Here is a 26,091-nt window from a genome sequence, read left to right as displayed (position 1 = left end):
CTACAGCCTGATAAGAAATTGACTTAGAATATACATGAAAAGTAAGATGCCGATGCCTGCCAAACTGTAGCCTAAACGTTTCCGTTCAGATAAGTGCTCTCCTTTAATTGCTTTCCAATCAGGGTAAAAAAAGCTGATGACCCGGACAGCTATGATTCCGATAGCGATTAAAACTACAGCCAGTACTTCCATAGGAAAGCCTCCTTTTTACCATACTCGTTTCCTTACACGGGCGAAGTAAAACCAAAAGGAGAAGACAGGTCAATCATATAATCATCAGATTCAATAGAAAGAGGAGATGGAAAAAGTGGATGCCAAGATTCGTGAAATCGCAGAAAGAGTAGGTTTTTTAGGTTCCGTGGTTGTTAAACAGGGAGAGGGAGTCGTCTATTCAGAAGGGTTTGGTTACAGAAATATTGCCGAAAAGCTTCCGAATCAAAAGGATACAAAATTCGGTATAGCTTCCGGCAGCAAATTGTTCACAGCTGTAGCTATTGCTCAGCTCGTGGAACAGAATCAGTTCGCTTACGATACACCCGTCCATCAGTTATTGGAGCAACGCCCCCATTGTATCGATGAACGAGTGACCATTCACCACTTATTGACACATACGTCAGGAATCCCTGATTACTTTGACGAAGCAGTCATGGACGACTTTTCAGAACTGTGGGAAGAGAAGCCGATGTATAAGATGGAAAATCTCGAGGATTTCCTGCCGATGTTTGTAAATAAGGAGAAGATGTTCGAACCAGGCGAGAGATTCCATTACAATAATGCAGGTTTCATCGTTTTAGGGTTGGTGGTGGAAGCGGTAGCGAACCAGTCTTATGTCACATATGTAACGGAAAACATCTTCAAAGCTGCTGGCATGCAGGATGCTGGTCATTACCGTTTGGATCAGCTGCCTGGCAATACTGCTCTTGGATACATACAAAAAGATGGGGTTATCAAAACCAATGTGTATGACGTTCCAGTCGTCGGAGGATCGGACGGAGGAGCATTTGTTACAGGTCCGGACATGACAGTTTTTTGGGAAGCCTTGCTGGGTGGGAAACTTATGGGTGCCGACCATGTCGAGCGGCTTTTAACGAAACATATAAAAGTCAAAAGTAGCACTTCATATGGATATGGCCTTTGGCTCGATGATGTAAAGGAACAGACCGTTTACCATGTGATGGGCTATGACCCTGGGGTTCAATTCCATTCTTGTGTTTATCCAGAACAGCAAGCGATTGTGACGGTTCTTTCCAATAAAGGGGGAGGGGCATTTAAAATCGTCCAAGCGGTGGAAGAACTTTTTCAGAAATAAACAAAGGGAGGGGAAACCTCCCTTTACTCTGTGTTGAAGTTCTGGGTGCCGAAGTCTGTAACTTCTGTGGTTATTTCAACTTTGAAATCCATGTCAGGAAAGATTTCGTTCCATTCTTTTTTATGTTCTTTCCAATACTTCGGTTCGTGGATATTTACCCATTTGGATAGATTGAGAAAATCGATTTGGTATTCCTGCTGGGCGAGTTTCAGCACACGCTCCACTTTTCTCTGGATGACTGTGTTCGCAGCTTCTTCAATCCCTTTTTTCCATCCCTTATTGTAAACATTTCTGCCTGTTCCCCAGTCTTCTGCCAGAACTGTCGATGTGCTGATCTGAATTGTCATCTCCGGTTTATCTCCGCTCACTTTGGTCTTGAACTTCGTTTTCGACCCCTTGATTTCAAGGACAATCGGTCCGTCATCAACGTTTTCTTCGTCTAAATAGAGGAAGCCGCCTTGCACCGTGTTCTGGATATAGCGGACTCCTTCCATATCCTCACTATCAATCCAACCGATATACTTAGAACTCTCCGCTTCGATGATTCCTGCTCCGGAGGCTTTGATTTTTCCTTCATTCAATACAATCCCTGGGATTAAAAAGCTTTTCTTTTCGGAAATCATCTGTGACATGTCTCCAATTGTGAAGTTTTTCGAATTCTTATTATTTTTATCCGAGTTTTCACTGAGAGATTTGATTTGAATGGAAGGAAAAAACTCCTTCACTGGATTGGTACTCAGAATATCAGGGACTGGGTCCCGGGTCAGATAGACAGGCGTTGTTCTTCTGAACTCATGGTCACGGATGAACAGGTCGATCACTTTGTCTGCGCGTTCTTTTTCAAATAAGGCCGTAGAGGAGAGGATCGACTTCAAGTGTGTGTAATTGGGAGGTCGATTGCTTTCCAATGAGTTGTTACGGATAATTTCAAAAAAGGTTTTCCCGGACTGGGAAATGTTTTGATACGGGACCGTTTGCTGAGAAATGGTTTGCTGTGTCGGAATCTTACCCGGAACGACATATTGGTTGATCATCGTCAGTTCATTCTTTTCTTTATTGACATCCAGACCCATGCCCGTGATGATTCCGACATCCTCAATCTCTTTGATATCCCAGCACCCAGACAACACAAAGAGCATCAGCAAACAAGGGGAAATGATTTTACGCAGCATACGTATTCCCCCTGATCAAAGAGACAATCAACAGAAGTGCTGGTAAGACGACGATCGCTGCGACCGAAATCAATTGGATCTGCGGCGAGTAGTGGAAAACTTCCGTAAGACCTTCAGGGATTAAGGTCAAAGTAAAAATCAGTACACCAGCGACCGGCAGAAACCAACCAGTGGGTGTGAACATATTTTTCAGCCCTAAAGTCAACGCGTACATATAAGCCGTGAAGGAAGTAAAGGCCGTCGTCAACCATCCGAATATGAAAATCAGCTCAAAACGCTCGAAAAAGAAACCTTGAAATTCGATGCTCTTTGCCATTTCAATCGTTGGGAACGTGATTTCTTTCAGCTCTTCCACACCAAGCACTCCAATCGATATGATATGGAAGACAACATAAATGAGCGCGGTCAACCCGATACTCGTCCACATCGTGATCAGCAGATGTTTGGCTTTCTTCTTCTTGATCAGTTTGGCGAAGATCAATAGAAGTTCCATGCCTAAAAAAGAAAAGAACGTGATCTTCACGCCACTGATGGTGCTCCATATATTGTTTTGCAGGACGGGCCGTACATGGTTGATGTCGAAGTTTTTGATACTTAATAAACAAAGGACAAGGAACATCACCATCATGATCGGGAAATAGAGTTGGAAAAATCGGACGATATCTCCCGCTCCGTTATAGATCAAATACATGCTGACGAGAATAAAGGTTCCAATGACCACAGACAGAGGCGTTGTATCCAGCAGGTAGTTCTTTATGATTCCTCCGGTCACTCTTAAGATATAGGCAGCAACGATGAGCGTGTAGACAGTGAAGAGAAAGTTGAAAGTGAAGCCCATGAACTTCCCGAGGATTATTGGGCTCATTTCATAAAAAGTAAGACCAGGATAGCGGACAGCCAGAGCTACATATATACAGGAAACAACAGAAACCGCGACGGCTCCAAAAATAATACTCATCCATAAGTCCTGAGAATTTACAGTATTGGCAAGGTCCCGAGGCATGAGGATGATGCCGATGCCGATCATGGAAGATATGAATACGACGACCATCTGAAGCATGGTCAGTTGTTTCAAATCACTCAATGCGTCCGCCTCCTTTTTTCAACTTGAATCGGATTAAGGAATCTTTCCAACGTTTCACATAGAAAGGTGTGAATGGTTCCATATAGGGCACGGAGAAGCTTTGCAGATGTATAAGGTGAATGCTGACGATGAACACGGCTAAAATCAAACCATATATTCCTAGGAATGCGGCAGCAAACAACATGACGAAACTGATGGTTCTAAGCGCAAGACTTAATGCATAATCAGCGATGGTGAATGAACAGATGGCTGCGAAGGATACGACAATGACCATCAAAGGGCTGACTATTCCTGCTGTTACAGCTGCTTCTCCTAATACAATCGCACCGACAATGCTGACGGCAGGTCCAATCGGTTTCGGTAGTCGGATGCCGGCTTCTCTCAATGTTTCGATGGTGAGTTGCATGATCAACGCTTCCATAAATGAGGGAATCGGTACACCTTCACGCGTCTTAGCAATGGAGATGGCAAGATCCGTAGGAATTAAACCATGGTGATAGGAGATCAAGGATATATAAATTGAAGGAAGCATGACAGAAAAAAAAGCCGCCATAAACCGCATCAACCTGATGAGAGAAGCGGGAATCCATTTGAAATTGTAATCATCCGCCTGTTGAAATAGACTGTTTAAGGTTGTTGGAGCTAGCAGCACAGAAGGAGAACCTTCTACAAAAATCGCTACTCTTCCTTCTACAAGGGTGCTAGCTACTTTCGTCGGTCTTTCCGTTTCCTGAATTTCCGGAAACAGCGAATAGTTGTTCTTTTCAAGTAACTGTTCCATCACTCCACCATCAGGGATGTAGTCCTCCTCGATGGCATGAATCCTTGCTCGGACGTCCTTCAACAGTTCTTCATTGACCGTACGATCCACATAGGCCATGGATACATTGGTGAAGGACCGGGTACCGACGGTGAATTCTTCAAATTTCAAGTCTGTCGAGCGCAGATGTACACGCAAAAGAGCCACGTTTTGCTCAAGTGATTCGATAAATCCGTCTCGGGATCCACGCAGAGTCATTTCAGCAACGGGTTCCTGGATGGAACGGTACGCAAATTGTGCCGTGTCGATCGCATAAACGGTTTGTTGTTCGATCAGCAGGGTGAAACCATCAAGCAGATATTGATCGACGTCGTTTTTTTTCTCTAGCAGCAGTAAAGGTTCTGCGGAAAAAGCATGGGGGAGGGGGCTTTCTTTGTGATTCCACTCTTGAAGTGGTAGGAGGATCGCATCCTGGATTTGTTTAACATCCGTGATGGCAGGTATGTAAATGACGTGGACGGGGTGTTCCTCCAACTCTAGTTTCTTGATGGTCACGTGATGGTTTTTCTGCTTTTCACGAAGGATTTGTTCGATATTCAATGATTGATCCATATACTCACCTCGAATCCCTGTCGTGTTTCTTTAGTATGTACAGTTGTTTTTTATTTAAACGAGCGCAATATTTTTCATTTAGTGTAAATTTACACTAATTGGTGTGTTAAGCTAATCTATACAAAAAGGAAGGGAGCATCTGTATGAAGCGAAGAAAAATGGCGGCTTGGATTTTTACGATATTGTTTGGATTGCTTGGATGGTTTGTTTATGGTCTTGCACGAATTCTTTCTTCGGGAAATGAATACATGTATGTCGGTTTCCTGTGCATGGCTGTCTTTTTTGCAGGCAACTATTTCATCCTGCACATACATATGAGGGTCAAGCAGAAGTGGACGTGGGCCATAATGGTTTTGATATTCATTGTTCCTTCTCTTCTTTATGGGAGTTATGACTGGTACATAAGAAGCATTGAAATTGCCAACGCAGAGGTCGATCTGTCTACTTATCAACCGTACAAGCAAGAGTCGGATCTTGCTCGTCTGGATGAGCCTGCTGCTCTGCAGCTGGATGAAAATCTTCCTGAATTAGATGGAGCGACTGCCTTATACCCTGTCTATGCTGCGTTCGCAGAAGCCGTTTATCCCGAAGGGACCTATTCTTATGAGGATCGTAGTGAGAGTCCGGTAACTGTATCTAAAACGAATGGAGCATTTCAACGGTTATCAAGGTTTCAAGCGGACATCATTTTCACAGCCGGACCATCCGACGAGCAGCAGGAGACCTTGAAGCAAATGGAGAAGACAGCGATAGGGAAAGAAGCCTTCGTATTTTTTGTACATAAAGACAACCCCGTCGACTCTTTAACATTGAAACAATTGAGAGGAATCTATGCTGGTGAAATCACCAATTGGGAAGATGTTGGCGGAAGAAACCAAAAAATCATCGCTTTTCAACGGCCGGAAGGAAGCGGCAGTCAAACAGGATTGGAGAACATGATGGGAAAGACTCCGATTATGGACCCACCTAGAGACCAGCGAGTCAACGGGATGGGCGGGGTGATTGAAAAAGCGTCTGATTACCGGAACCATCGTAACAGTATTGGCTTCAGCTATAGATTTTTCGCTACAAAGATGGTCGAAGGACATCACATCAAGCTGTTGAACATCAATGGCATCGATCCGAGTGTCCCTCATATCAAAAGGGGTGACTATCCTTTGACCGGAAACTTTTATGCGATTACAAATGGAACAAAAAATCCTCACGTTGAACCTTTCATCGAGTGGATCTTGTCGAGTCAGGGTCAGCAGCTGATTGAAGATACGGGTTATGTCCCTGTGAAAGAAACCGATCTCCCTTAAGAGCTGGACTACTTGATTCAGCCCTTTTATGATGTGGGTGTTATTTCATTACATGGATTTTCACACAACATCACAAAATAGAGGAGAAGGGAGGTCTTTGCACATGGGTAAAAAAGCGAAAAACAAGAGTAAAAAAGACCTGAATGCACTACGCCGTGAAAAAGGGGAAAAGAACGGTACGGGCAAACAGGATCCTTATCGTTAAGGCCTATAAAAAAACGCCTGCTTCCAAATGGGAAGCAGGCGTTCCTTGTTATACCGTTTGTGGTCGTTGTTCGATCGTATCGTTCAGCTTACTGAACTTATTCTTGATGACAGATGTATCCGCAAAAAGATCATGGATCCCTTGGTGTCGCTTCGTGAAGGCGACGACTAAATAGGGGATGCCGAGAATCGCCATGCTGATGTAACGGCCGATGCACTCGCGGAAAATGATCTGACCATTCGATAACGATTCTCCTTTTAAAGAAACGACAGATAATCCCATTATCATTTTTCCTAACGTCGCACGGAAAAACTTCGTCATCAGTATGAAATAAGCAAAAAAGATGATCGATGTCGTAATATTCGCTGCGCTGAACATTGGTACCCATAGCTCGGCGTCTTCAAGGTTCAAGAGCCGCAGCAAAGGGCGGGTCACAATGCTATTGACGCTCCAAATGACAATCAAGTCGATGATGTAGGCGAGGAATCTGGAACCGAATCCTGCGTACAGCAGTTTTTGGAGGTCGTTTTTCTGATGATGGACCAACGATGATAGCTGTCCATCGTTTTCGTTATGATTGGTGTAATCCATACCGTTCCCTCCTTAATCTGTGTACATATACATCATACGTGGTCCCTGGCGCTTGCTCATCAAGTCTTCGATGTAGCGGATTTCACTATTCGGCATCAAGCTTTCAGCAAGCGGCAGGTTGAAGAAAGATCCCATGGTGTTTTTGTACTGGAACACCTGCGGGTCGCCGCCAATTTCTTTTTTCAATGCCTTCAACGTGTCTTCACGGAATCCGATGTCGTCCACCAGTCCGTTCTCAACGGCCTGTTTCCCTGAGTAGATGCGTCCATCGGCCAATTCTTTTACTCGGCTTTCAGACATCTCGCGTCCTTCAACGATGACGTCGACGAACTGCTGATAGGATTCATCGACGAGCGTCTGAAGAATCTCTCTGTCCGCTTCGGTCATTTCCTTCGTCGGGCTCATGATATCCTTGAATTCACCGCTCTTGATGGTATTGAATTTCACACCATATTCATTGGCGAGTTCCTGATAGTTGATGCTTTCCATGATGACACCCAAAGAACCTGTGAACGTATCATTACTCGCAAAAATACGGTCAGCTGGAGCTGAGACATAATACCCGCCGGAAGCGGCCATGTTCCCCATGGACACGTAAATCTTCTTATCTGCTTCTTTTATTTCAAGCAGTTTGTCATGGATTTCAGCACTTTCATACACGCCGCCACCTGGTGAATTGACATACAGGTGAATCCCTTTAATAGAGTTGTCTTCTTTGATCGCTTCTAACTTTTTCATGAAGCGATCATGCTGATATCCACCGCCACCGAATGGATTCGGGTTCGTACTCGGGTTGTCGATGATGGCGCCTTCCAGGTTCAACTCCACAATCCGTTTGCTTCCGGATCCTCGTTCAACGATTTTCTCTTCTAAATTCTCACTGCTCGCGAAAAGGCCCATCGCCTCATTCTCTGCTTCTTCCCCGGTGAAGACGGTTCCGATCAGCTGGACGACAAGAGCGAGAATCAGGATCGTAGCCGCAATGATGCTTGCTGTTATTCTTTTGCTCATATGTAAACTCCTTTCTGTCTGATGTTCAGAATTCAACCATACCATAAGGATATGTCCAAAGGATACAAAATGAACCTTTCCTTGTTTCTGAACACCTTTTCTACGATTGAGGATTTGTAAGGTTTCATATTTGATTGATTTTTTACGCTTATTTTTTTTAAAAAAGAAAACGTTCCTTGCCCATAATAGTTGATGGAGAAACTCTAAGCATAGATGTTTGAAGGAACGGGTAGAGAAGGGGAGGAGGGATGGAACATTGAGTCAAAATAAATTAAGAGTGATCATCATTACGATCATTGTTGTCTTTTTAATCGGACTTGTTGGATTATCCATACGAATGGCTCTTCAGCCGCAGACCATCAATGGAGAAGGGACGGAAGTGGTTTCCGTCCTTCAATCCGGGTTCACGTGAACAAGCTGGAACCTCTCGCAAACGAGATCCATATCTTCGCTGTATTCATATCCGAGCTCTTCCGCTTCCTTTTTGAAGAACTTCTTATGAACCTCTAACCAGTGTTCATATGAGAGGTCTCCTTCTCCTTCCGCTCTTGCAAATGCTTCGGTCACTTCATTAAAGGGAACCACTTCCACTTCTGTCGTTCTGATGATGGCGGCAGGTTCATCTTCCCCATTAAGGATGATGTTATATTCTCCGACTTCAGGTAGTGCTTCTTTTTCAACCTCATACGCTTGACGTGCCGAGCATGTGGCAGTCTTGACACCGTCCATCACCAGTCTTGCCATACGGTCAGGGGCAGTTCCGAATGACCAAGCCTTGACGTGTTCAGGTTTTTCCTGTCCTTTCCAATATCGCTCCCAGTACTCTTTTGCCTGTTCGTTCATGTGTGAACACTCCTTTTACAAATAGGGATAGACTTATCGTTTACTTTCATTATGGGATGTTATAATGAATTCCATGCACTTTTTCCATTTTCAGGAGGGAGGAGTTTGATGTATCAAGCCAGACCACCACGATGGGTGATTCCCGCATGTGCCCCCATTTACATAACAGACCTTCGTGAACAGGATCTCACTATTCTCACACTTGTATCTTTTGCAGTGGTGCTGCTTATCTTTGGAGGCTCTTATCAATTAAAGGTGGATCAAACGATACAATACCACGTCTGTTTCTTTCACCTCAGGGTTTTGGGGAGTAAACTGCACCCCGAGGATATACATAAGATTGTTTTCAAGGATGCCGGCTGGGGAAAGCCCGCCGGAACGATCAAAAGGAAGAGGGGACTTCCAATTCGTGTGATGAATTTTAACTCGGTAGAAGTGCTGGCCGAACTCAAATGTTTTGCCGAGCGTCATCAGATCAGAGTAGAGGAGAGAAAATACTACAGAACGGTTTATGATCAGAAAATGAATAAAGAAAAGCAAAGAGCGTAAAAGAATATATGGTCTATGAAGAAGTGGCTCATCTCAGCGGGAATTACATCGATGTGGCTGAGTTTGTGTCCTTATGGCTGACAGGCGGGAATATCTCCGTGGTGGCGAGACCGGTTATAAAGGTGGAGAACTTTCTAGGGAGATGGTTCTCTCGGTCGCACTAACAGTTGATTTCCATATTATTGACGGGAATATTAAGATTCATTTACATCTCTTCGAAAATCCGCCTGCAGCGGTGTATTTTCCATTAGAATAGGGCATGCAACACGTAACACACATCAAAGGAGATACCGACGATGAACGTTGAACAGATCATGCAATTACTCAATCAAAATACGAATAAGAAAATAGATGCTCATTCGCTCATTACCGGTGTCACTGATGACTCACGGAACGTTAAGGAAGGGTATGTCTTTGTAGCCGTCCGAGGTTATCAGGTCGACGGCCATGACTTTATTGAAGAAGCGGTCGAAAAAGGTGCTTCTGTCGTAGTCAGTGAAGAAAAAGTGGAGCACGACGGAGTGGTTTGTCTAGAGACCGATAACGGCAGGAAAGCGCTGGGACAGATTGCCTCTGCTTTTTATGGAAATCCCTCTGAGGATAAAATCGTGATCGGTGTTACAGGTACGAACGGAAAAACGACAACCTCTCATATGATTAAGCACCTTTGCGAAAAGAATGGCTATTCATGCGGGATGTTCGGAACCATCGATTATGTGGTCAATGACAAAGTTGTTCCGGGAATTCAGACGACACCAAGCGCTCCATTGCTGCAAAAGCTTCTCGCTGAAAGCAAGGATGATGTCGTCGTGATGGAAGTTTCGTCTCATGGACTTGCTCAGTACCGTCTGGAAGGAGTCACGTTCGATTTCGCCGTATTCACCAACTTATACAAAGATCATTTGGATTACCATGACTCGATGGATTCTTATTTTGAGGCCAAATCAAAGCTTTTCCATATGTTGAAACCTGGAGGAAAATCGATCATTAATACGGATGATGCCTGGGGGGAAAAGCTCGCGAACCGTTTGGAGCAAGAAGGAACGTCCATGTGTAAGGTGGGTCACCATCTGGAAAATGAGATGATTGTGCAGGAGATCAATACTGATGATTTCAGCGCCTGCATTCAATATAACGGGGAAGAACGAAATGTAAGGTCCCCGCTTCAGGGTACCCATAATGTCTATAATACCTTGGAGGCCTACGGAGTCGGTCTTCAGCTCGGTTTCTCATTCTCTGACATGGAGAACGCGCTGCAATCTTTACCTGGGATCCGCGGTCGATTTGAACTTTATGAGTTTGAAAACGGCCCAACCGTCGTCATTGATTATGCCCATACGGCAGACAGCATTGAACATGTCCTGGATACAGCAAGGCAGCAGGGAGCTGCTTCCCTGACGCATGTATTCGGTTTTCGTGGGGACAGGGATGTGTCAAAAAGGGGAGAAATGATCGGTGCTTCCTCCATACGATCAGACCATTACATCCTCACGCTTGATGATCTGAATACAGCGGGCTATGAGGAAATGGTATCCACGCTTGAAGACCTGCAGAAAGAATATGGCGATTCGAAGGGCAGGATTATTCCCGATCGGACGCTCGCGATTGAAGAGGCTATCATGAACAGCGGAGCGGAAGATTGGGTGGTCATCACTGGGAAAGGCCATGAGAACTACCAGCAGGATTACCATTATCCAGTGAAGTCGGACAAAGAAATGGTAGAGGATATGAAACGTAAGTCGAAATCAGCAAAAAAAGACATGATGGCGTGAACCTGCTTTTAGCAGGTTCTTTTTTTATCCATTGAAAATCTCAGCTGGAAGAATGGTAACTCTGGACCAACCCTTTGATCTTATGAAGGAACTTTAAGCGCATGTAGAGAAAGGTACAAGTGAGAACAAAAAAGGATGTGAGTGAATGGGGAAAGAAGTATTAATCGTCATTGATGTGCAAAACGCAGTCATGGAAAACACCTATCAGTGTGAAGAGAAAATCAACAATATGAATCGGGCCATTCATCGGGCGAGAGAAAAGCAGATTCCAGTGGTTTACGTGCAGCATGAATACCCGGAAGGTCCGATGAAACGTGGCGCAGAGGGCTGGCAACTGCATCCGGACCTGGAGAAGCCTCTGGAGCAGGATGGAGTGATTTTCAAATCGGTTCCGAACGCTTTTGTGAATACATCCCTAAAGAAGGCGCTTGATAAGGCTGAAGCGGACCATCTCTTTATTTGTGGGGCACAGACGGACTATTGTGTCGACTCTACTTCACGGGGAGCTTTTGATCATGGCTATCGCGTTACGTTAATTTCAGACGCTCATACCACTTGTTCGAACGAGTTTTTGACAGCTGCTCAGATTATCGACCACACTCAACATACGCTGACAAATTTCTGGAGTGAAACAGCAGCTATTGATTTGAAATCTTCTCATGAGCTCGGGTGGGAGAGAGTGAAGTAATCAAAGAGGTCACCATCCGTGGTTACTTTCATTTTGAAAGGAGTTGAACCCATGTGGAAGGGAAGCTCAGTGATTGAATCGTTGAGGATCGATTATCCAATCATCCAGGCGGGTATGGCGGGTGGAGTGACGACACCCGAACTTATCGCAGCGGTTTCAAATGCTGGAGGATTAGGGAATTTGGGAGCCGGTTATCTGGCTCCTGAAGCGATGGTACATAGGATTAGGGAAATCAAGCGGTTGACAAGTCGAACGTTCGGTGTGAATGTCTTTGTACCGGAATACCCACAAGCGTCAAAGCAAGAAATAAAGGAGGCGAATCGATGGCTTGCTCCTTATCGCAAAGAGTTGAATATTCCACAAGAACCGATGCCGGAGCAGGACGCTTCTCTTTTTGAAAAACAAATCGAGGGACTGATGGCTGCACAAATTCCTGTTGTCAGTTTCACATTCGGGGTGCCGCCGCGTGAAGTGATCACAGATTTGAAAAAAGAGGGAATCGTCATCATTGGAACGGCGACCACAGTAGAAGAAGCGATCATCAATGAAGAGCATGGGGTCGATATGGTCGTCGCCCAGGGAAGTGAAGCAGGCGGACACAGAGGAACTTTTAACGGAGATTTCGGTCGAGCCATGATTGGGACGATGTCGCTTGTACCCCAGGTGGCTGATCATGTGAAGATTCCCGTTATTGCGGCCGGGGGAATTATGGATGGACGGGGAGTTAAGGCCGCACTTGCTTTAGGAGCTCAAGGAGCGCAGCTTGGAACCGCCTTTGTCACTTGTCGGGAAAGTGGAGCAAAAACTCAACATAAAGATGCGATTTTGAAAACGAAGGAGACGGAGACGGTTCTCACTTCAGCCTTCAGCGGTAAACCAGCAAGAGGCATTCGGAATTCTTTTATCGAGGAAATGGAAAAAGGACAAAGTCACAAACTGTTAGCTTACCCGCTTCAAAATATGTTGACGAAAGAGATTCGCAAGGAAGCAGCCAGCCAAAATCGTCCGGAATATTTATCGCTTTGGTCTGGGCAGAGCCCCCGTTTAAGCCGGGCCCAATCCGCATCAACGCTTGTGGAGGCGATCGTTTCCTATGTAGAGGACGAATCACTTTAAGAAGCCTCTATCTTTTTAGAAAAAGCTCATGGTCAGCACGTGCAGATTAGGGTTCTTACCCTTGTTTTTCAGAGAGCAGGAAACTTAGGATGAACAAACACCGATGATTGAAGGAATGAATTCAGCTGGAGGAGACGATATGATTGAAATCCTGAACGTCTATATGACGCCCTTCTGTGAAACGAGAAGAATAAGCGTTTACCTGCCGCACACGTATCATCCTAAAGGCAAAAAGCGTTATCCTGTCATCTATATGCATGATGGTCAGAACGTCTTTCGTGATTCGGATGCGTTAGGTGGCTCTTCATTATCGCTTGAAGACTACTTAGATCACAATCACGTCGATGTTATGGTTGTGGCCATCGATCAGAACCCCGATGAGAGAATAAATGAATATTGTCCATGGGTTAATGGGGATTTCAGTGAACATATGCTTGAGTATAAATGTCATTTAGGGGGCAAGGGGGAACAGTACATTGATTTCGTTACGAAAGAGCTAAAGCCGTTCATCGATCGTAGATACCTTACCCTGAAAGACAATACCTCAATGGTTGGCATCTCCTTAGGGGGACTGATTTCTGTCTATGCAGCCTGTAAATATCCGCATATCTATAATCAGGTCGCCGTTCTCTCTTCGGCTTTTTGGCGTAACCAGGAGAAAATGGAGGAGCTTATCAGTAAATCTGACCTATCATCGATCCAGCGACTTTATATGGACTGGGGAGACTGTGAAAGTGAGGATGAAGAGATCAATCGGAAATTTCACGTTTCAAACGAAAGGGTGGCCCATTTGTTGAAAGATAAAGTGCCCAATTTCACATCTTCAGTCATCGTTGGCGGGGCTCATCATTATACAGCTTTTAAGAGCAGGGTACCTCAGATATTCGCTTGGGACAAACACATAGGATACTAAGGGGAAGACGATTCCTTGAAGACCGTGCAGAACGAGAGAATTACTTCTCTCGTTTTTTCCACTTCCATCCATTCGTAATCACTCCAACTAAGCCTGATAAGGTAAGTATGTAAGCGACATAAAGTGGGACATCTTGAAGTTCTGCGGTAAATAGCCGGAACAAACCGACCATGAGTATTAAGAAACTGCCAATCAGTGCAATCCCTATTTTCATCTCTTGATTCATAGGATTTCTCCCCTTTCTTTCCATTACTAGATTAACATACCTGGCTGCTTTCGTTCATGCTATAGTCGCCCGCGGAAATGTGAGCGGCTTCTCCGAACTGAAGGGGCAGTCGAACCATGCACATCCTGACCTATTCTTATAAATCCATAAGGAAAGTTTCCTTGTTACTTAAACAAATGAATAAAATGTGATGCACTCTAGTACCCTCTAATAGAAGGTTGAAGGGGGTACGTTATGCAGAAATGGAAGAGTCGTTCACCGCTCGGGCAATTACCGGCATTCAAAAAGGATCCACTCGCCTTTCTCATGGAGATGGAAGAGACACAGAAGCCGGTAACAAGGTTCAGGTTTGCTCACAGGCCGGTTTTCATGTTGATGCATCCGGCTTTGATTCAGGAAGTACTCGTAAGAAAAGCCGACTTTTTTTACAAATCCAAACCTTTTCAGGAGTTGGAACCTCTACTTGGTAAAGGGCTTCTATTGAGTGAAGGGAATCTTCATCGACAGCAGCGCAGAAAAATCCAGCCTTTCTTTACCCCGAAGCATATTCAGCGCTACTGTGAAACGATGGGGCGAGTCGTTACGGAGCATACGTCTCTTTGGAAAGAGGAAGAACGGTTGATTTCTGAAGATATTAGAAGTCTCACCCTTCAAGTGATCACCGAGACCATGTTCGGTACAGAGGTGAAAGCACACCATGATCAGGTTGGGCAGCAGCTGGATACCGCTATGGAAATCGCCTCCCAGAGAATTCGCAGTGTCTTCAAATCGCCCCGATCATGGAAAACGGTCCGCAATCGATTGTTCGACGACGCGGTGGAAAAGTTGGACGAGGTCGTCTATTCCATCATCCATGAAGATCAGGGAAGTGAAGAGCACCTTCTCCATGTCATGAAGGAAGCAGAAGATAAAGAAGGTCATAGAATGAGTCCTCAACAACTCCGTGATGAAGTGATGACGGTTTTTCTTGCCGGCCATGAAACGACAGCCTCAGCGCTGACATGGACGCTCCATTTACTCATGGAGCATCCCGATTGTTATCAAAAAGTGGAAAGTGAAATCGAACAAGTCCTTTCCAGTGATACGCCGTCCGTGGAGGAAACAGGGAACCTTTTGTACACAAAAAAAGTGATTCTCGAAAGCATGCGCCTGTATCCTCCTGCCTGGGTATTTGGCCGGCGGGCCAGGGAAGATGTGAACATTGGGTCCACGTTCATCAAAAAAGGAGCGACCGTTATGGTGAGTCCTTATCTGATGCATCGGCACAGGAAGTATGTCGATTATCCAGAGGAATTCCTTCCTGAACGCTTTGAGGACGGACGTCTTCTTGGAGGACCTGATTATTTATATTTGCCATTTGGTGGTGGGCCCCGCGTATGTATCGGGCAGCACTTCGCTATGCTCGAAATGCTTGTCATTCTCTCGTCTCTCATTCGATCATTCAAGTTTGCCCCTTCTTCAGAGGCTTTTCCTGTGGTGGTCGAGCCATTAGTGACGCTGCGCATGAAGCATGGCCTTAAACTCCGTCTCTCAAAAAAAGAAACGGGAAGCCGGTAAGTCGTTGTATTCTGTACCCTGTCCTTTTGTTCATGTATAATATTAACAGGTGAAATGACAGGGATTGTAGGTGTAACAATGAAAACAATCATTATTGGAGCAGGAATATTAGGAGCGTCGACAGCTTACCATCTCACTGAAAAAGGAGAAGAAGTGGTGGTCATTGACCGGAATGATCCGGAACAGGCGACGCGGAATGCGGCGGGAATCGTCTGCCCGTGGCTGACGAATCGAAGCAATCAAGTATGGTATCCTCTCGTTACAGGCGGGGCGAAGTATTATCCTTCCTTGATGGAAAAACTTGCGGAGGCAGGTGAAACGCAAACCGGCTACAAGCAGGTAGGAGCGATCAATATTTTCGATACAGAAGAAAAGCTGGAAAAGAAACGGAAGGTGGCTCTCGAAAGGAAAGAGCAGGCACCGGAAATGGGGGAGATCTCCTGCCTTTCCCCGAAAGAAACGAAAGAGATATTTCCACCTGTAGCTGAACACTATCGAGCGCTTCATATTTCAGGGGGCGCCCGCGTGAACGGAGCGGAAGTGACCTCCTCCCTATTAAGGGCGGCCAGAAAAAAAGGAGCGGCATTTATAAGTGGAGAGGCTTCCTTCCTTTATGAAAACGAGCGAGTCGAAGGCGTATATGTGAATGGGGGAAAAATCTTTTCTGATCGGGTTGTGGTCGCGAACGGGGCTTGGACGAAGCCGTTGTTTGAGCCGTTGGGAATGAGACCAAACGTCACTTTTGAAAAAGCACAGATTGTCCATGTGGATATGAAAGACTTCGATACAGGGAATTGGCCTGTAATGCTGCCGCCTTTCAACCACTATATCCTCTCGTTCGGTAAAGGACGGGTGGTCATTGGTGCAACGAAAGAAAAGGCGTCTGACTCCCGAGTCACGGCAGGTTCTGTTCATCAATTGATGGATAAGGCCCTTCGAGTAGCTCCTGGACTTGCAGATGCTACTTATGTCCAAACAAAGGTCGGATTCCGGCCGTTCACCCCTGGCTCAACCCCAGTCATTGGGAAAGTTCCTGGTCTTGAGAACGTTGTGGTGGCGAATGGTTTAGGAGCCTCTGGTCTGACAAGTGGACCTTATATTGGAGCTGAGCTTGCGAAGTATTTAGTAGAGGTAGACACGGAACTTGATTTTTCCAATTATACAGCGGATCATTTATTCAAATAACACAAAAAAAGTTCCCTCATTAAATGATGAAGGGAACTTTTTCATGGCTTTTTTAAAAAGATTTGTACCTGTCAAAAATGATGGTGTTCAAAAATCTACGCGAATTATTGGCTTTCAGCGTTTTGATATTGGTTTTCTCCGGTTTCATCAACTTGCTCTTCATCTGGTGGATAGGTCCGCTTCACGAAGAAAGCCAGAACCAATCCGGCAAGGGATAAAGCGGTGACGATGAAGAATGCGATATTCACTCCGTATATCGATGGATGATCGATCGACGGATTGCTCTCGGCGGTTTGAGCGGTTGTCGTCATCACCGTGACAAGAATCGCTGTACCGACGGAAGCTGCGACCATTCGCATCGTGTTGCTCATGGCCGCGCCGTGCGGAATGAGTTTTTTAGGCAACTGATTCAATCCAGCCGTCGTCACAGGCATCATGACCATCGATAACCCGAACATCCGGATCGCGTATAACACGGTGATCGTTGTAAAGGTCGTTTCGATATTTAAGAAAGAGAAAGCAAGGGTAGCCCCTGTGATGATCGTGAGTCCCACCACAGCAAGGAGACGCGCTCCTATCTTATCAAAAATACGGCCCGTAATTGGTGACATGAGTGCGGTAATGACCGCTCCCGGCAGCAGGGCGAGTCCCGATTCGAAGGCAGAGAATTCACGCATGTCCTGCATAAATAAAGGAATCAAAGTTTCTGCACCAATCAAACCCAGGAATGTAATCATCGCGATGACGGTCGTAATAGCAAAGACAGGGTACTTGAAGACGCGAAATTCAAGCATGGGATGGTGCATCCGCAGCTGTCTCAGGATGAACAAGGTCAAAGTTACAGCGCCGATGGTCAAAACAGTAACCGTGTCGATGCTCGTCCATCCCTGGTTCCCAGCAAGTGTGAAACCGTATAAGAGCCCCCCGAAACCTACGGAAGAAAGAATGATAGAAACCGGATCGACTTTAGGATAAGAGAGTTCGGTTACATTTTTCAGAATGAAGTAAGCGAGAACAATGATTAAAATAGCCAAAGGCAAGATCATCCAGAACAAATATCTCCACGTATAAGCGGAGGTGATGTAGCCGCTGAGCGCAGGTCCGATGGCTGGTGCGAATGAAATGACGAGTCCAATGTATCCCATAGCCGCCCCGCGTTTATGAACGGGAAAAATCATGAGAAAGACGGTCTGCATCAAAGGAAGCATTACACCTGCACCTGCAGACTGAACGACTCTTCCCAAAAGAAGGAGAGGGAAATTTAAGGCGAGTCCGCCAAGGATGGTTCCGAAGGCAAATACACTCATGGCCGATATGAAAAGCTGTCTTGTGGTGAACCGTTCGATAAGGAAAGCACTGACAGGGATCATCACACCGTTCACCAGCATGAATACAGTGGTCAGCCACTGGGCTGAGTTCGCTGTCACATTCATTTCATCCATAATGGGAGGAATGGCTGTGATCATAAGCGTCTGGTTTAATATCGTAATAAAGGAACCAGCGAGTAAAAGTGCAGCCATCAGCACTTTATTGGTACCTTTGGATGTCATAATGTCGTCCTCCTATGAATCAACTAATATACCATTATACTCCTCGGCGGGATGGGAGGACAACTCATCCAACTCAGTTTACTTGTTTTATATTATGTAAACTAGATGGTAGTTTTTTATTCTTATTAGGAAGGATAGAATGTTTGATCCTTTTCCATCATCCTGTCAATCGGAAAAAGCAGAACCACGATGCATGAATGATGCATCGTGGTTCTGCTTTTTTATAAACAGGCAAGGAGACAGAAGATTCAAGAGTGGGGCACAACAAAGCTTAAAGCCTGGAGGACGGCTTGTTTGACCGGGTTCCTTTATATGAAGAACGTCCTACGGAATGGTACTCAATGTTTCTCCCTTCGAGGTCTTTCCGTGTATAGCAATTACGCCCATCAAATATGACAGCTTCCTTCATTGTGTTTTCGTACACTTCCAAAGGTAAGTCACTAATAGAAGGCCACTCTGTACAAATCATCGCAAAATCAGCCCCTGTTAAAACTTCTTGGATGCTATCAACGACAGGACAGAAGGGGATGCTCCTGACCACAGGATCATAAGCGATGGGGACGGCCCCCAGTTCCTGAAGGCGTTGAGTGATCGAAAGAGCGGGAGATTCACGGATATCATCGGTATTCGGTTTAAAAGAAAGGCCAAGGACCGCTACAGTCTTCCCTTTTAAGCTGCCATAACGTTTTAACGCTTTTTCAATCAGGAGATTCTTTTGCCTTTCGTTCACATCCATGACTGTAGACAGAAGCTTGAAGGAATGTCCGGTTTCTTTGGCGACCTGGACGAGAGCTTTCGTGTCTTTAGGAAAACAGGACCCTCCGAATCCGATTCCTGCCCGGAGGAATTGTTCCCCTATGCGCCGGTCCATCCCCATCCCCTGGGCTACTTGCTCGATGTCAGCTCCTAACTCTTCGCAGATTGAAGATATTTCATTGATGAAGCTGATTTTTGCAGCTAAAAAAGCATTGGACGAATATTTGATCATTTCCGCACTTAAGGGATCCGTATGGAGCCGGGGTGTTTTTATGCTGCTGTAAAGGTCTTCGAGGAATTGTGCTGCTTCTGTTTCTTTAGAGCCGATGACGATACGGTCCCCATAAAAGAAATCATGGATAGCCGATCCTTCTCTCAAAAATTCTGGATTCGTTACGACTCGGAACCTCCGCCCAGCATGGAAGTGCATCCAGGAACGGACTTTGTCATTGGTCCCAGGGGGGACCGTACTTTTAATGACGACAATCGTCTCGTCGTTGATATAAAGTGAGAGGTCTTTGACAGCGGTCTTCACATATGAAAGATCAGCCGAACCGTCTTTATTTTCCGGGGTGCCGACGGCGATGAAAATGGCTTCTGCATGCTGGACAGCTTTTCTTAGATCAGAAGTGAATTGCAGCCGCTTTTCGTTAAGGTTGGATTGCATCAAAGAGGAGAGACCGGGCTCGTGGATAGGGCACGTTCCATCTTGTAGAGTGGATATTCTTTTTTCATCAATATCCACACAGGTGACTTCATGACCCAGACTCGCAAGACAGGTTCCTGTGACCAGACCGACGTATCCTGTGCCGATAACCGCGATTTTTCTCATATTCATCTTCTCCTGTCTCTAAGCGAAAGAGGCGAGCTTCATTTCGCCAATCACATCTTTGTAATCGTTGAGTAGTTGTTCAAAGATTTCATCCCATGACCTGCCTAAGGCTTCCTGCCGCGCCTGTTTCCTCATAGTATCCAGTCGTTCCGGGTCTGATAGTAGTTGTGTGATTCCTTGAGTGAACGAATGGACATCATTTGGGATGCATAACAATCCTGTATTTCCATGGCTTACGATTTCTTTTACACCACCGGCATTCGCTGCCACCACAGGTGTTCCGGAGGATAGGGATTCGAGGACGACATTACCGAACGTCTCAGTAGCTGAAGGGAAAACGAATAGCGTAGAAGTTGCATAGATGCGAGCAAGCATCTCTCCATCCTGAAAACCTGTGAACGTCATGTTTTCAGGAGCGATGGAGTGAAGATGATTTCTTAAAGGTCCGTCGCCTACAATGAGCCAGTGAATGTTTTCATTCATTCTATGAGGGAGGTTTTTGGCCACTTTCATGAGGGTGTCCAGCCCCTTCTCAGGTGCGAGTCGTCCGACATAGGTTAATAGAATGGGCGCGTCGATCGAGAAATGTTTTCTCACATCCTCACTCTTATGAATGGGAGAATAGAGCTGATGGTCCACACCCCTCTGCCACAGTCCGAGATTATCGAGCCCTTGCCGCTCCAATTCTCTTTTCGTATGAAGGGAAGGAACAAAGGTTTTTTTGAAGGACTGATGAAACCACTGCATATATTTCCAGACAAAAGGGGAGAGGAAAGACAATTTGTAATAGTCTAAATATTGATCGAAGTGCGTATGATAAGAACCCACGAGTGGAATGTCCATCTTCTTGCCAAGATGCAGCCCGGCGAGGCCCAGGTTGAAGGGAGTGGCGATATGGATCAGGTGCGGTTGGAATGCTTCAAGGTCTCTTTTGATTTTCATCAAATTAGGGAGAGCCAGACGGCATTCCGGGTAAAGCCAGAAAGGGACGCTGTTAAATCTATGGATGTGATCCGCGTACTCTTCTTTACTTTTTAAGTCAGGCGCATAAACCCTGTAGGGGATGCGTTTTTGTTCGAGGTATCCCGTCCACCGTTTTAATGTACGAGCGACTCCATTGACTTGTGGTACATACGTATCTGTGAAAATGGCCACTTTCATCTTCCGTTCCCCCTTTAAGCAAAAAGCGCTGCGACCTTGTCCTTCGGTACTTATCTATTCGCAGAAAAAAGGGTTTATGCAGGAGAAGGAAGAAAGGAAAACAACTTTACGTGAAATTGACAAAAGAAGAGAACGACAAAAAAACCTGCCTGCGCAGGTTTTGTCAGAAGAATATAGAGGCTGCTTCCGGGATGTGTTGGAAAGTATGGCGATGGGATGAAGAGAGTATCGTGGAAGGCTGTGTATAGTTACGCTGATTTTTTTGTAAGAGAGTGTTGGCTTACGGCTTTTAATAGAATCATCTTGTCTTGGTTTGTCAACTTGTTCCAAATGCCCACTTTGATGTTCATCTTTAGTTTCCTCCTCAGAATTTAATGGGGCCAGCATATTTTTGACGAACAGACATCACCGCTTTGTTCATACTTAGCATATACCGTCATTTCATCAAGATTAAACAACAAAAATATCTACAATATTCGAGGGCGTCAACGTTTTGAAGAAGGTTCAAGCATAAACATGTCGAATATGTATAATGAGCCTGTAAAAATATAAGGAATACGGGCTCAATACCTGAAAATATGTAAAAAAGAAGAGGAGGAAGTTTTTATGATTTCTTATCAAGTTCAATCAGAAAAAGGTTTTTCTGAAAAGATCGGGGAACTCGTATGTATGCTTGAACACGCACGTGCGGTGACGATCCAGGAAGTAGCGGACCTCACGCAGGAAGAACTTGATGAGTGCGAAACCGGTGGGAACTCCATTGGTATGCTTCTCTCCCATATGGCAGCGATTGAGTTTGTCCATCAGGTCATCAGTTTTGAAAACCGTGATTTAACGGCTGATGAAGAAGAAGAATGGGGAGCGGCACTTGAACTGGGGGACAAGGCCCGCGCAAAATTCCATTCTATACCGGTGGATGATTATTTGGATCTCCTCGAGACGACGAGAGATATGACACTTGAATACTTGAAAGAAAAAGACGATGACTGGCTGTTTGAGGAACGTTCCTGGCCGAACGGAGTGAAGTACAATCCCTATTACTTATGGTTCCACGTCATGGAAGATGAAATCAGCCATCGCGGACAGATCCGTGCAATGATCCGTTCGAAGAAACAAAAAATAAAACTATAAGAATAATAACCTGTTTCATGATGATAATCCTATAGAATTAAAGAAGCGGCCGGTGGCATTTGCACCTGGGCCGCTTCTTTATCTATGTTTTCATTAGAATATTGAACTGCCTCTGTCATTCTGTGCACTCTTATCGGTGGGTTTTGTTCATTTATCCATACGTTTTACCCTTTTATCGGTGACTTTCCGTTTTTATCAGTATGCATCTTAAATGTTAGTGGAACACCCTTTTACGATAGATAGCTTTCTGTTCTCCTGATGTATTCTTCTATGGCCTCCTGCAATGGCCGGAAAGACGCGTTCCAAAATTCCTGCTTTGTCAGATCTTGACCAAGAAAGCCTGAACAAAGTTCATCCATCGGCAGATCTCCCGAGTGACTTAAGAGCTCATCGTACTTCTCAGGAAATGACGCAGGCGTTTCTTTATACTGGGCGTATATGCCATTACTGAACAGATAGCCGATCGTGTAGGGAAGGTTATAAAACGCTTTTTCAGTATCATAAAAGTGAGGGATGCTCATCCAGTTATAAGCATTCACATGCTCCAGATGATCTCCGAACCATTCCCGCTCTTTTGCTTCCATCAACCCGGTGATCTCCGATGAGGAAAGCTTTCCTTGTTTCCGCTTCTCATAAAAATCCTTTTCAAATTCAAATTTTGCCGGGATGTACGTGGTGTATTTCAGTCCGTTGATAATTTTCATTTCCAGCAGGGAAAGGGCATCTTCTTCTGTATCAGCAAGATCAATAGCAGCGTCCAAAACGAGGTTCTCTGCGAACGTGGAGGCTGTTTCCGCAAGCCCTGTACCTGCACTCTGGGCAAATCCGGGTTGTTCATGCAGCAATGTATTGTGATAAGCATGTCCAAGTTCATGCGCCATGGTCACGACATCCTGATAGGTTCCTTGGAAGGAAAGGAGCACCCGGCTTTCTTTTGCATGGGGAAACGAGGCACAAAAGGCACCGTGACGTTTGTTTTCGTGAGGCTCAGCATCTACCCAGCCATCATGGAAAGCTTGTTTGGCGAAGTCTCCGAGTTTCCGGCTGTATTGAGAAAATTGCCTGACCACAATGTCCGTTGCTTTTTCATATGTAAGTGTTGTCTTAGCGGTGAAAGAAGGTGCATATAAATCATACCAGTCCGGTTTTGTGATGTTCTCGATCTGGGCTTTTCTTTTTAAGAATCGATACAAAAGATCCTTATGCTCATGCAGAGCTTTCATCATGGTACTGACAGCGGCTTCCGGAATTCTGTTCTGCTCATACATTTCTTTCAGAGGGTTGTGCCAGCCTCTCAGCTCATATAAGTCATTCCGGAAACCGGAGAAGTGGTTAAAAATAAGGGCGAAACGATCCTGATTCTGTTGGCAGACCTCAATGAGGGACGCAGCTATGCTAGACCTGACAGAACGATCCTTGGATAACATCGCCTTCATGAAAGCCATATCAAAAGAAAGTTCCGTTCTTTCACCATCTTCTTCCGCAGGTACACGGAGATTCGCGAATTCGTGCTCGAATAGGTCTTCCCATCCTTCGAATCCGTTCAAGGATAACGTATGGATGGCCTGTTCCAATTGAGGCGCTAATCGGTCTTTCACTTGTTTTCTACGTTCCATTAAAGAAGTGCGGACTTCAGCCAGTTCCTCAGCTTGTAGCCACTCATTCCAAGTAGGTTCGCTGATTGCTGCGATATACTGGTTGAATGCGAGCATCAGAGTTTCCATCTTTGCTTTTAATCGTTGACTTCGATCCATAAGTTCGTGTCCATTGCGATCCTGCATATTTTGAGAGGAGAGGCAGATGGCGTATTCATCGATGGAAAAAACGTCGGAGTAAAGCTTTTGCATTTCCTCGACTATCACCAGGAAATCTTTAAAGTTATCAGGAACTTGTGATTTCTCTAACTGCTCACGAAAAGCTTCCGTTTGTTCATTCTTTCTGAGCAGGACATCTTCCAGCCCGTCAGGAAAAAGACGCTCCAAATCCCAATGTTTCATAACCGTGTTCTTCATATGATTCCTCCTATGGTTTTGATAGTATTAGTGTAATAGACTTTGGAAAAATCTTCATCATCCTCAAGACGGACGACAACTCCTATTCCCGACGCATGGTGCATTGTCAAAATTCGATATAGCAGGATTGTGGAAGGCTCAGTTTCGAGATGGTCAGGGAGTGTGTGGGTCGGGGGGAACGAGTCGCTTTCCGCGGGAATCTCCCCATTCCCCTCCGCCCCTTTTAAAAAAATATTCTCGAAACAACTTCTGAAATCATATGCTTTTGCTTACAGCGAAACTTGAAAAATATAGACTTCTGTCGATCTTTTGGATTTGAAGGATATATATAGCGTTTTATCTCTTTTTCCAAGTGGGATGGAAGACAGGCACATCCTCTTTCTTGGTATAAGGTTCGTTTCTATTTATACGGAATGGGGTGATTGGGAAGCTGGGAGACTCCCGCGGGAATGGATGGGCTTGAGAGACCCCACAGAGCGGAGCTCGAGGAGACTCTCCGTCATCCCCGCAGGAAAGAGAGCGGCTTCCCAACCACCCCTGTTTCTCAATTAGGTAAACGAAACCGTATTATCTCGAAATTACGTCTTCCGAAATTGGGAGGAGCAAAATGATGATTTTAAAGGAGGAGAAGTAGATGAAGGTGCCATTCATAGATGGACATAATGATACGATGATGAACTTTGAAGATGGAGTGAAACCCTTTTTTACAGGTACGAAAGAAGGACATATCGACTGGCCTAGAGGGAATCGTTCCGGGATGGCCGCAGGCTTCTACGCCGTATTTTGTCCGAACCCTGACACGGATCCACTTCCTGTCGCCTACAAAACCGAGAAGGGTTACGAAAAACCATTTCCGAGACCGTTGTCTTATCCCTATGCTTGCATGTACACCCATAAAATGATGGCCCGCTTCTTAAAAATGGAAGCAGAATCCGGTGGGAAATTTAAAGCAGCACGTACCGTCGGGGATTTAGAAAGGGCGATCGCAGGAGAATACATGGCCGGCATTTTACATATCGAGGGGGCAGAGGGAATCGATGAAGACTTGCATGCACTCTCTGTCTTCTATGAAGCTGGCCTGCGTTCCGTCGGTCCTGTATGGAGCAGAGCGAATGTATTTGGAGAGGGTGTTCCGTATCGTTTCCCTTCTTCTCCAGATACAGGGCCAGGTCTTACCGATGCCGGGAAAAACCTGATCCGCGAGTGTAACCGATTAGGGATTATGATCGATCTCTCCCACTTGAATGAAAAAGGATTTTGGGACGTCGCCTCCATCAGTGATGCTCCGCTTGTAGCGACTCATTCCAATGCTCACCAAATATGTCCAGTCACCAGGAACCTGACTGACAAACAAATCGATGCGATCGGGGATTCGAACGGATTGATCGGAGTCACCTATAGTATCAATCCTAATATGGTGACAGAAGATGGTGGGAATAACGAGGGAGCTTCTTTGTCTGACATTACGAAACATATCCATTATATAATCGATCGTATCGGAATGGACCACGTCGCTTTGGGTTCAGATTTTGATGGTACTCGGATACCTTCCGCTCTTAAAGATGTGACGGGTGTTCCGAAAATCCTTGAGCTATTGAAAAAAGAAGGATTGAGCAGGGAAGACATTGAGAAGATTGCCTATAAAAATTGGCTTCGTGTACTTAAGGAGACATGGAAAGACCATAGCTGACTTGAGCTTCCAATGAAAAAAAGACGAGGGTGCCTTTGCGTAGGGCATCCTCGTCTTTTCGTTTC

The 26,091-nt window shown here is 45.3% G+C and carries 25 protein-coding genes; 13 read left to right on the top strand and 12 right to left on the bottom strand.

Features of this window, described 5'->3' with window-relative positions:
* A complete protein-coding gene (locus tag VKA52_RS13605; RefSeq protein WP_160914787.1) occupies positions 1-192 on the bottom strand; it encodes a hypothetical protein in 192 nt (63 codons plus the stop codon).
* Between the two features lie 106 nt (positions 193-298).
* Between VKA52_RS13605 and VKA52_RS13600 the strand changes: the two genes are divergently transcribed.
* Positions 299-1,309 carry a serine hydrolase domain-containing protein gene (locus VKA52_RS13600; protein WP_326316037.1) on the top strand — a complete coding sequence of 337 codons (1,011 nt, stop codon included), beginning with the start codon at positions 299-301 and terminating at the stop codon, positions 1,307-1,309.
* A gap of 23 nt (positions 1,310-1,332) precedes the next feature.
* Here the strand turns inward: VKA52_RS13600 and VKA52_RS13595 are convergent, their stop codons facing one another.
* The 3 genes from VKA52_RS13595 to VKA52_RS13585 are packed head-to-tail and all read right to left on the bottom strand — an operon-like array spanning position 1,333 to position 4,937.
* Positions 1,333-2,481 carry a Ger(x)C family spore germination protein gene (locus tag VKA52_RS13595; protein ID WP_326316036.1) on the bottom strand — a complete coding sequence of 383 codons (1,149 nt, stop codon included), beginning with the start codon at positions 2,479-2,481 and terminating at the stop codon, positions 1,333-1,335.
* The gene (locus VKA52_RS13590; protein ID WP_326316035.1) at positions 2,471-3,565 is read right to left on the bottom strand and encodes a GerAB/ArcD/ProY family transporter; all 1,095 of its coding nucleotides are present in this window, start codon (positions 3,563-3,565) and stop codon (positions 2,471-2,473) included. Before VKA52_RS13590 ends, VKA52_RS13595 begins: the two co-directional genes overlap by 11 nt.
* Positions 3,558-4,937, bottom strand: a complete 1,380-nt coding sequence (locus VKA52_RS13585) for a spore germination protein (RefSeq protein WP_326316034.1) — start codon at positions 4,935-4,937, stop codon at positions 3,558-3,560. The genes VKA52_RS13590 and VKA52_RS13585 overlap by 8 nt, the downstream gene beginning before the upstream one ends.
* A 143-nt stretch (positions 4,938-5,080) precedes the next feature.
* Between VKA52_RS13585 and VKA52_RS13580 the strand changes: the two genes are divergently transcribed.
* Positions 5,081-6,238: a PstS family phosphate ABC transporter substrate-binding protein gene (locus VKA52_RS13580; protein ID WP_326316033.1), complete on the top strand. Its 1,158-nt coding sequence runs from the start codon at positions 5,081-5,083 to the stop codon at positions 6,236-6,238.
* Positions 6,239-6,491: 253 nt separating this feature from the next.
* On the opposite strand, the gene VKA52_RS13575 is transcribed toward VKA52_RS13580, so the two are convergent.
* Positions 6,492-7,034 carry an RDD family protein gene (locus tag VKA52_RS13575; RefSeq protein WP_326316032.1) on the bottom strand — a complete coding sequence of 181 codons (543 nt, stop codon included), beginning with the start codon at positions 7,032-7,034 and terminating at the stop codon, positions 6,492-6,494.
* 12 nt (positions 7,035-7,046) lie between these two features.
* Positions 7,047-8,045 carry a signal peptide peptidase SppA gene (sppA, locus tag VKA52_RS13570; protein WP_326316031.1) on the bottom strand — a complete coding sequence of 333 codons (999 nt, stop codon included), beginning with the start codon at positions 8,043-8,045 and terminating at the stop codon, positions 7,047-7,049.
* 256 nt (positions 8,046-8,301) lie between these two features.
* Between sppA and VKA52_RS13565 the strand changes: the two genes are divergently transcribed.
* Positions 8,302-8,457: a hypothetical protein gene (locus tag VKA52_RS13565; RefSeq protein WP_326316030.1), complete on the top strand. Its 156-nt coding sequence runs from the start codon at positions 8,302-8,304 to the stop codon at positions 8,455-8,457.
* On the opposite strand, the gene VKA52_RS13560 is transcribed toward VKA52_RS13565, so the two are convergent.
* Positions 8,439-8,888, bottom strand: coding sequence for an ASCH domain-containing protein (locus VKA52_RS13560; RefSeq protein WP_160914804.1), 450 nt, complete (start codon positions 8,886-8,888; stop codon positions 8,439-8,441). The two genes, VKA52_RS13565 and VKA52_RS13560, sit on opposite strands and share 19 nt — an antisense overlap.
* A gap of 105 nt (positions 8,889-8,993) precedes the next feature.
* On the opposite strand from VKA52_RS13560, the gene VKA52_RS13555 reads away from it, so the two are divergent.
* From VKA52_RS13555 to VKA52_RS13530, 6 genes are all read left to right on the top strand, one after another.
* Positions 8,994-9,437 carry a hypothetical protein gene (locus tag VKA52_RS13555; protein WP_326316029.1) on the top strand — a complete coding sequence of 148 codons (444 nt, stop codon included), beginning with the start codon at positions 8,994-8,996 and terminating at the stop codon, positions 9,435-9,437.
* Between the two features lie 8 nt (positions 9,438-9,445).
* Positions 9,446-9,601 carry a hypothetical protein gene (locus VKA52_RS13550; RefSeq protein ID WP_326316028.1) on the top strand — a complete coding sequence of 52 codons (156 nt, stop codon included), beginning with the start codon at positions 9,446-9,448 and terminating at the stop codon, positions 9,599-9,601.
* A gap of 132 nt (positions 9,602-9,733) precedes the next feature.
* A complete protein-coding gene (locus VKA52_RS13545) occupies positions 9,734-11,209 on the top strand; it encodes a UDP-N-acetylmuramoyl-L-alanyl-D-glutamate--2,6-diaminopimelate ligase (RefSeq protein ID WP_326316027.1) in 1,476 nt (491 codons plus the stop codon).
* Between the two features lie 145 nt (positions 11,210-11,354).
* Positions 11,355-11,897 carry a cysteine hydrolase family protein gene (locus VKA52_RS13540; protein ID WP_326316026.1) on the top strand — a complete coding sequence of 181 codons (543 nt, stop codon included), beginning with the start codon at positions 11,355-11,357 and terminating at the stop codon, positions 11,895-11,897.
* Between the two features lie 51 nt (positions 11,898-11,948).
* Positions 11,949-13,013 carry an NAD(P)H-dependent flavin oxidoreductase gene (locus tag VKA52_RS13535; RefSeq protein WP_326316025.1) on the top strand — a complete coding sequence of 355 codons (1,065 nt, stop codon included), beginning with the start codon at positions 11,949-11,951 and terminating at the stop codon, positions 13,011-13,013.
* 103 nt (positions 13,014-13,116) lie between these two features.
* Entirely contained in the window at positions 13,117-13,926 is an 810-nt protein-coding gene (locus tag VKA52_RS13530) for an alpha/beta hydrolase (protein WP_326316024.1), read from the top strand.
* A gap of 40 nt (positions 13,927-13,966) precedes the next feature.
* Here the strand turns inward: VKA52_RS13530 and VKA52_RS13525 are convergent, their stop codons facing one another.
* The gene (locus VKA52_RS13525) at positions 13,967-14,152 is read right to left on the bottom strand and encodes a hypothetical protein (RefSeq protein WP_326316023.1); all 186 of its coding nucleotides are present in this window, start codon (positions 14,150-14,152) and stop codon (positions 13,967-13,969) included.
* Between the two features lie 234 nt (positions 14,153-14,386).
* On the opposite strand from VKA52_RS13525, the gene VKA52_RS13520 reads away from it, so the two are divergent.
* Entirely contained in the window at positions 14,387-15,709 is a 1,323-nt protein-coding gene (locus tag VKA52_RS13520) for a cytochrome P450 (RefSeq protein WP_326316022.1), read from the top strand.
* A 78-nt stretch (positions 15,710-15,787) separates the two neighbouring features.
* On the top strand, positions 15,788-16,894 hold the full coding sequence (locus VKA52_RS13515; RefSeq protein ID WP_326316021.1) for an NAD(P)/FAD-dependent oxidoreductase: 1,107 nt from the start codon (positions 15,788-15,790) through the stop codon (positions 16,892-16,894).
* 104 nt (positions 16,895-16,998) lie between these two features.
* On the opposite strand, the gene VKA52_RS13510 is transcribed toward VKA52_RS13515, so the two are convergent.
* The 3 genes from VKA52_RS13510 to VKA52_RS13500 all read right to left on the bottom strand — a co-directional run bounded on the left by VKA52_RS13510 (position 16,999) and on the right by VKA52_RS13500 (position 21,193).
* A complete protein-coding gene (locus tag VKA52_RS13510; protein WP_160913708.1) occupies positions 16,999-18,444 on the bottom strand; it encodes a DHA2 family efflux MFS transporter permease subunit in 1,446 nt (481 codons plus the stop codon).
* Between the two features lie 271 nt (positions 18,445-18,715).
* Positions 18,716-20,038: a UDP-glucose dehydrogenase family protein gene (locus VKA52_RS13505; RefSeq protein WP_326316020.1), complete on the bottom strand. Its 1,323-nt coding sequence runs from the start codon at positions 20,036-20,038 to the stop codon at positions 18,716-18,718.
* Positions 20,039-20,050: 12 nt separating this feature from the next.
* Complete coding sequence (locus VKA52_RS13500; protein ID WP_326316019.1) at positions 20,051-21,193, bottom strand: glycosyltransferase family 4 protein; 1,143 nt, start codon at positions 21,191-21,193, stop codon at positions 20,051-20,053.
* Between the two features lie 606 nt (positions 21,194-21,799).
* On the opposite strand from VKA52_RS13500, the gene VKA52_RS13495 reads away from it, so the two are divergent.
* Positions 21,800-22,324, top strand: a complete 525-nt coding sequence (locus VKA52_RS13495; protein ID WP_326316018.1) for a DinB family protein — start codon at positions 21,800-21,802, stop codon at positions 22,322-22,324.
* Between the two features lie 230 nt (positions 22,325-22,554).
* On the opposite strand, the gene VKA52_RS13490 is transcribed toward VKA52_RS13495, so the two are convergent.
* Positions 22,555-24,336, bottom strand: a complete 1,782-nt coding sequence (locus VKA52_RS13490) for a M3 family oligoendopeptidase (protein WP_326316017.1) — start codon at positions 24,334-24,336, stop codon at positions 22,555-22,557.
* 634 nt (positions 24,337-24,970) lie between these two features.
* On the opposite strand from VKA52_RS13490, the gene VKA52_RS13485 reads away from it, so the two are divergent.
* The gene (locus VKA52_RS13485) at positions 24,971-26,026 is read left to right on the top strand and encodes a dipeptidase (protein WP_326316016.1); all 1,056 of its coding nucleotides are present in this window, start codon (positions 24,971-24,973) and stop codon (positions 26,024-26,026) included.
* The last annotated feature ends 65 nt before the right edge of the window (positions 26,027-26,091 follow it).

Source organism: Halobacillus sp. HZG1 (genome assembly GCF_035818575.1).
In the GTDB taxonomy this organism is placed as follows: domain Bacteria; phylum Bacillota; class Bacilli; order Bacillales; family Halobacillaceae; genus Halobacillus; species Halobacillus litoralis.
This window is presented reverse-complemented; position numbering and strand designations above follow the sequence as displayed.

Bases quoted from the DNA above. Each gene is read 5' to 3' on its own strand.
- VKA52_RS13605 (WP_160914787.1), bottom strand. From the start codon at position 192: ATGGAAGTACTGGCTGTAGTTTTAATCGCTATCGGAATCATAGCTGTC.
- VKA52_RS13600 (WP_326316037.1), top strand. From the start codon at position 299: ATGGAAAAAGTGGATGCCAAGATTCGTGAAATCGCAGAAAGAGTAGGT.
- VKA52_RS13595 (WP_326316036.1), bottom strand. From the start codon at position 2,481: ATGCTGCGTAAAATCATTTCCCCTTGTTTGCTGATGCTCTTTGTGTTG.
- VKA52_RS13585 (WP_326316034.1), bottom strand. From the start codon at position 4,937: ATGGATCAATCATTGAATATCGAACAAATCCTTCGTGAAAAGCAGAAA.
- VKA52_RS13580 (WP_326316033.1), top strand. From the start codon at position 5,081: ATGAAGCGAAGAAAAATGGCGGCTTGGATTTTTACGATATTGTTTGGA.
- VKA52_RS13575 (WP_326316032.1), bottom strand. From the start codon at position 7,034: ATGGATTACACCAATCATAACGAAAACGATGGACAGCTATCATCGTTG.
- sppA (WP_326316031.1), bottom strand. From the start codon at position 8,045: ATGAGCAAAAGAATAACAGCAAGCATCATTGCGGCTACGATCCTGATT.
- VKA52_RS13560 (WP_160914804.1), bottom strand. From the start codon at position 8,888: ATGAACGAACAGGCAAAAGAGTACTGGGAGCGATATTGGAAAGGACAG.
- VKA52_RS13550 (WP_326316028.1), top strand. From the start codon at position 9,446: ATGGTCTATGAAGAAGTGGCTCATCTCAGCGGGAATTACATCGATGTG.
- VKA52_RS13545 (WP_326316027.1), top strand. From the start codon at position 9,734: ATGAACGTTGAACAGATCATGCAATTACTCAATCAAAATACGAATAAG.
- VKA52_RS13540 (WP_326316026.1), top strand. From the start codon at position 11,355: ATGGGGAAAGAAGTATTAATCGTCATTGATGTGCAAAACGCAGTCATG.
- VKA52_RS13535 (WP_326316025.1), top strand. From the start codon at position 11,949: ATGTGGAAGGGAAGCTCAGTGATTGAATCGTTGAGGATCGATTATCCA.
- VKA52_RS13530 (WP_326316024.1), top strand. From the start codon at position 13,117: ATGATTGAAGGAATGAATTCAGCTGGAGGAGACGATATGATTGAAATC.
- VKA52_RS13525 (WP_326316023.1), bottom strand. From the start codon at position 14,152: ATGAATCAAGAGATGAAAATAGGGATTGCACTGATTGGCAGTTTCTTA.
- VKA52_RS13520 (WP_326316022.1), top strand. From the start codon at position 14,387: ATGCAGAAATGGAAGAGTCGTTCACCGCTCGGGCAATTACCGGCATTC.
- VKA52_RS13515 (WP_326316021.1), top strand. From the start codon at position 15,788: ATGAAAACAATCATTATTGGAGCAGGAATATTAGGAGCGTCGACAGCT.
- VKA52_RS13510 (WP_160913708.1), bottom strand. From the start codon at position 18,444: ATGACATCCAAAGGTACCAATAAAGTGCTGATGGCTGCACTTTTACTC.
- VKA52_RS13505 (WP_326316020.1), bottom strand. From the start codon at position 20,038: ATGAATATGAGAAAAATCGCGGTTATCGGCACAGGATACGTCGGTCTG.
- VKA52_RS13500 (WP_326316019.1), bottom strand. From the start codon at position 21,193: ATGAAAGTGGCCATTTTCACAGATACGTATGTACCACAAGTCAATGGA.
- VKA52_RS13495 (WP_326316018.1), top strand. From the start codon at position 21,800: ATGATTTCTTATCAAGTTCAATCAGAAAAAGGTTTTTCTGAAAAGATC.
- VKA52_RS13490 (WP_326316017.1), bottom strand. From the start codon at position 24,336: ATGAAGAACACGGTTATGAAACATTGGGATTTGGAGCGTCTTTTTCCT.
- VKA52_RS13485 (WP_326316016.1), top strand. From the start codon at position 24,971: ATGAAGGTGCCATTCATAGATGGACATAATGATACGATGATGAACTTT.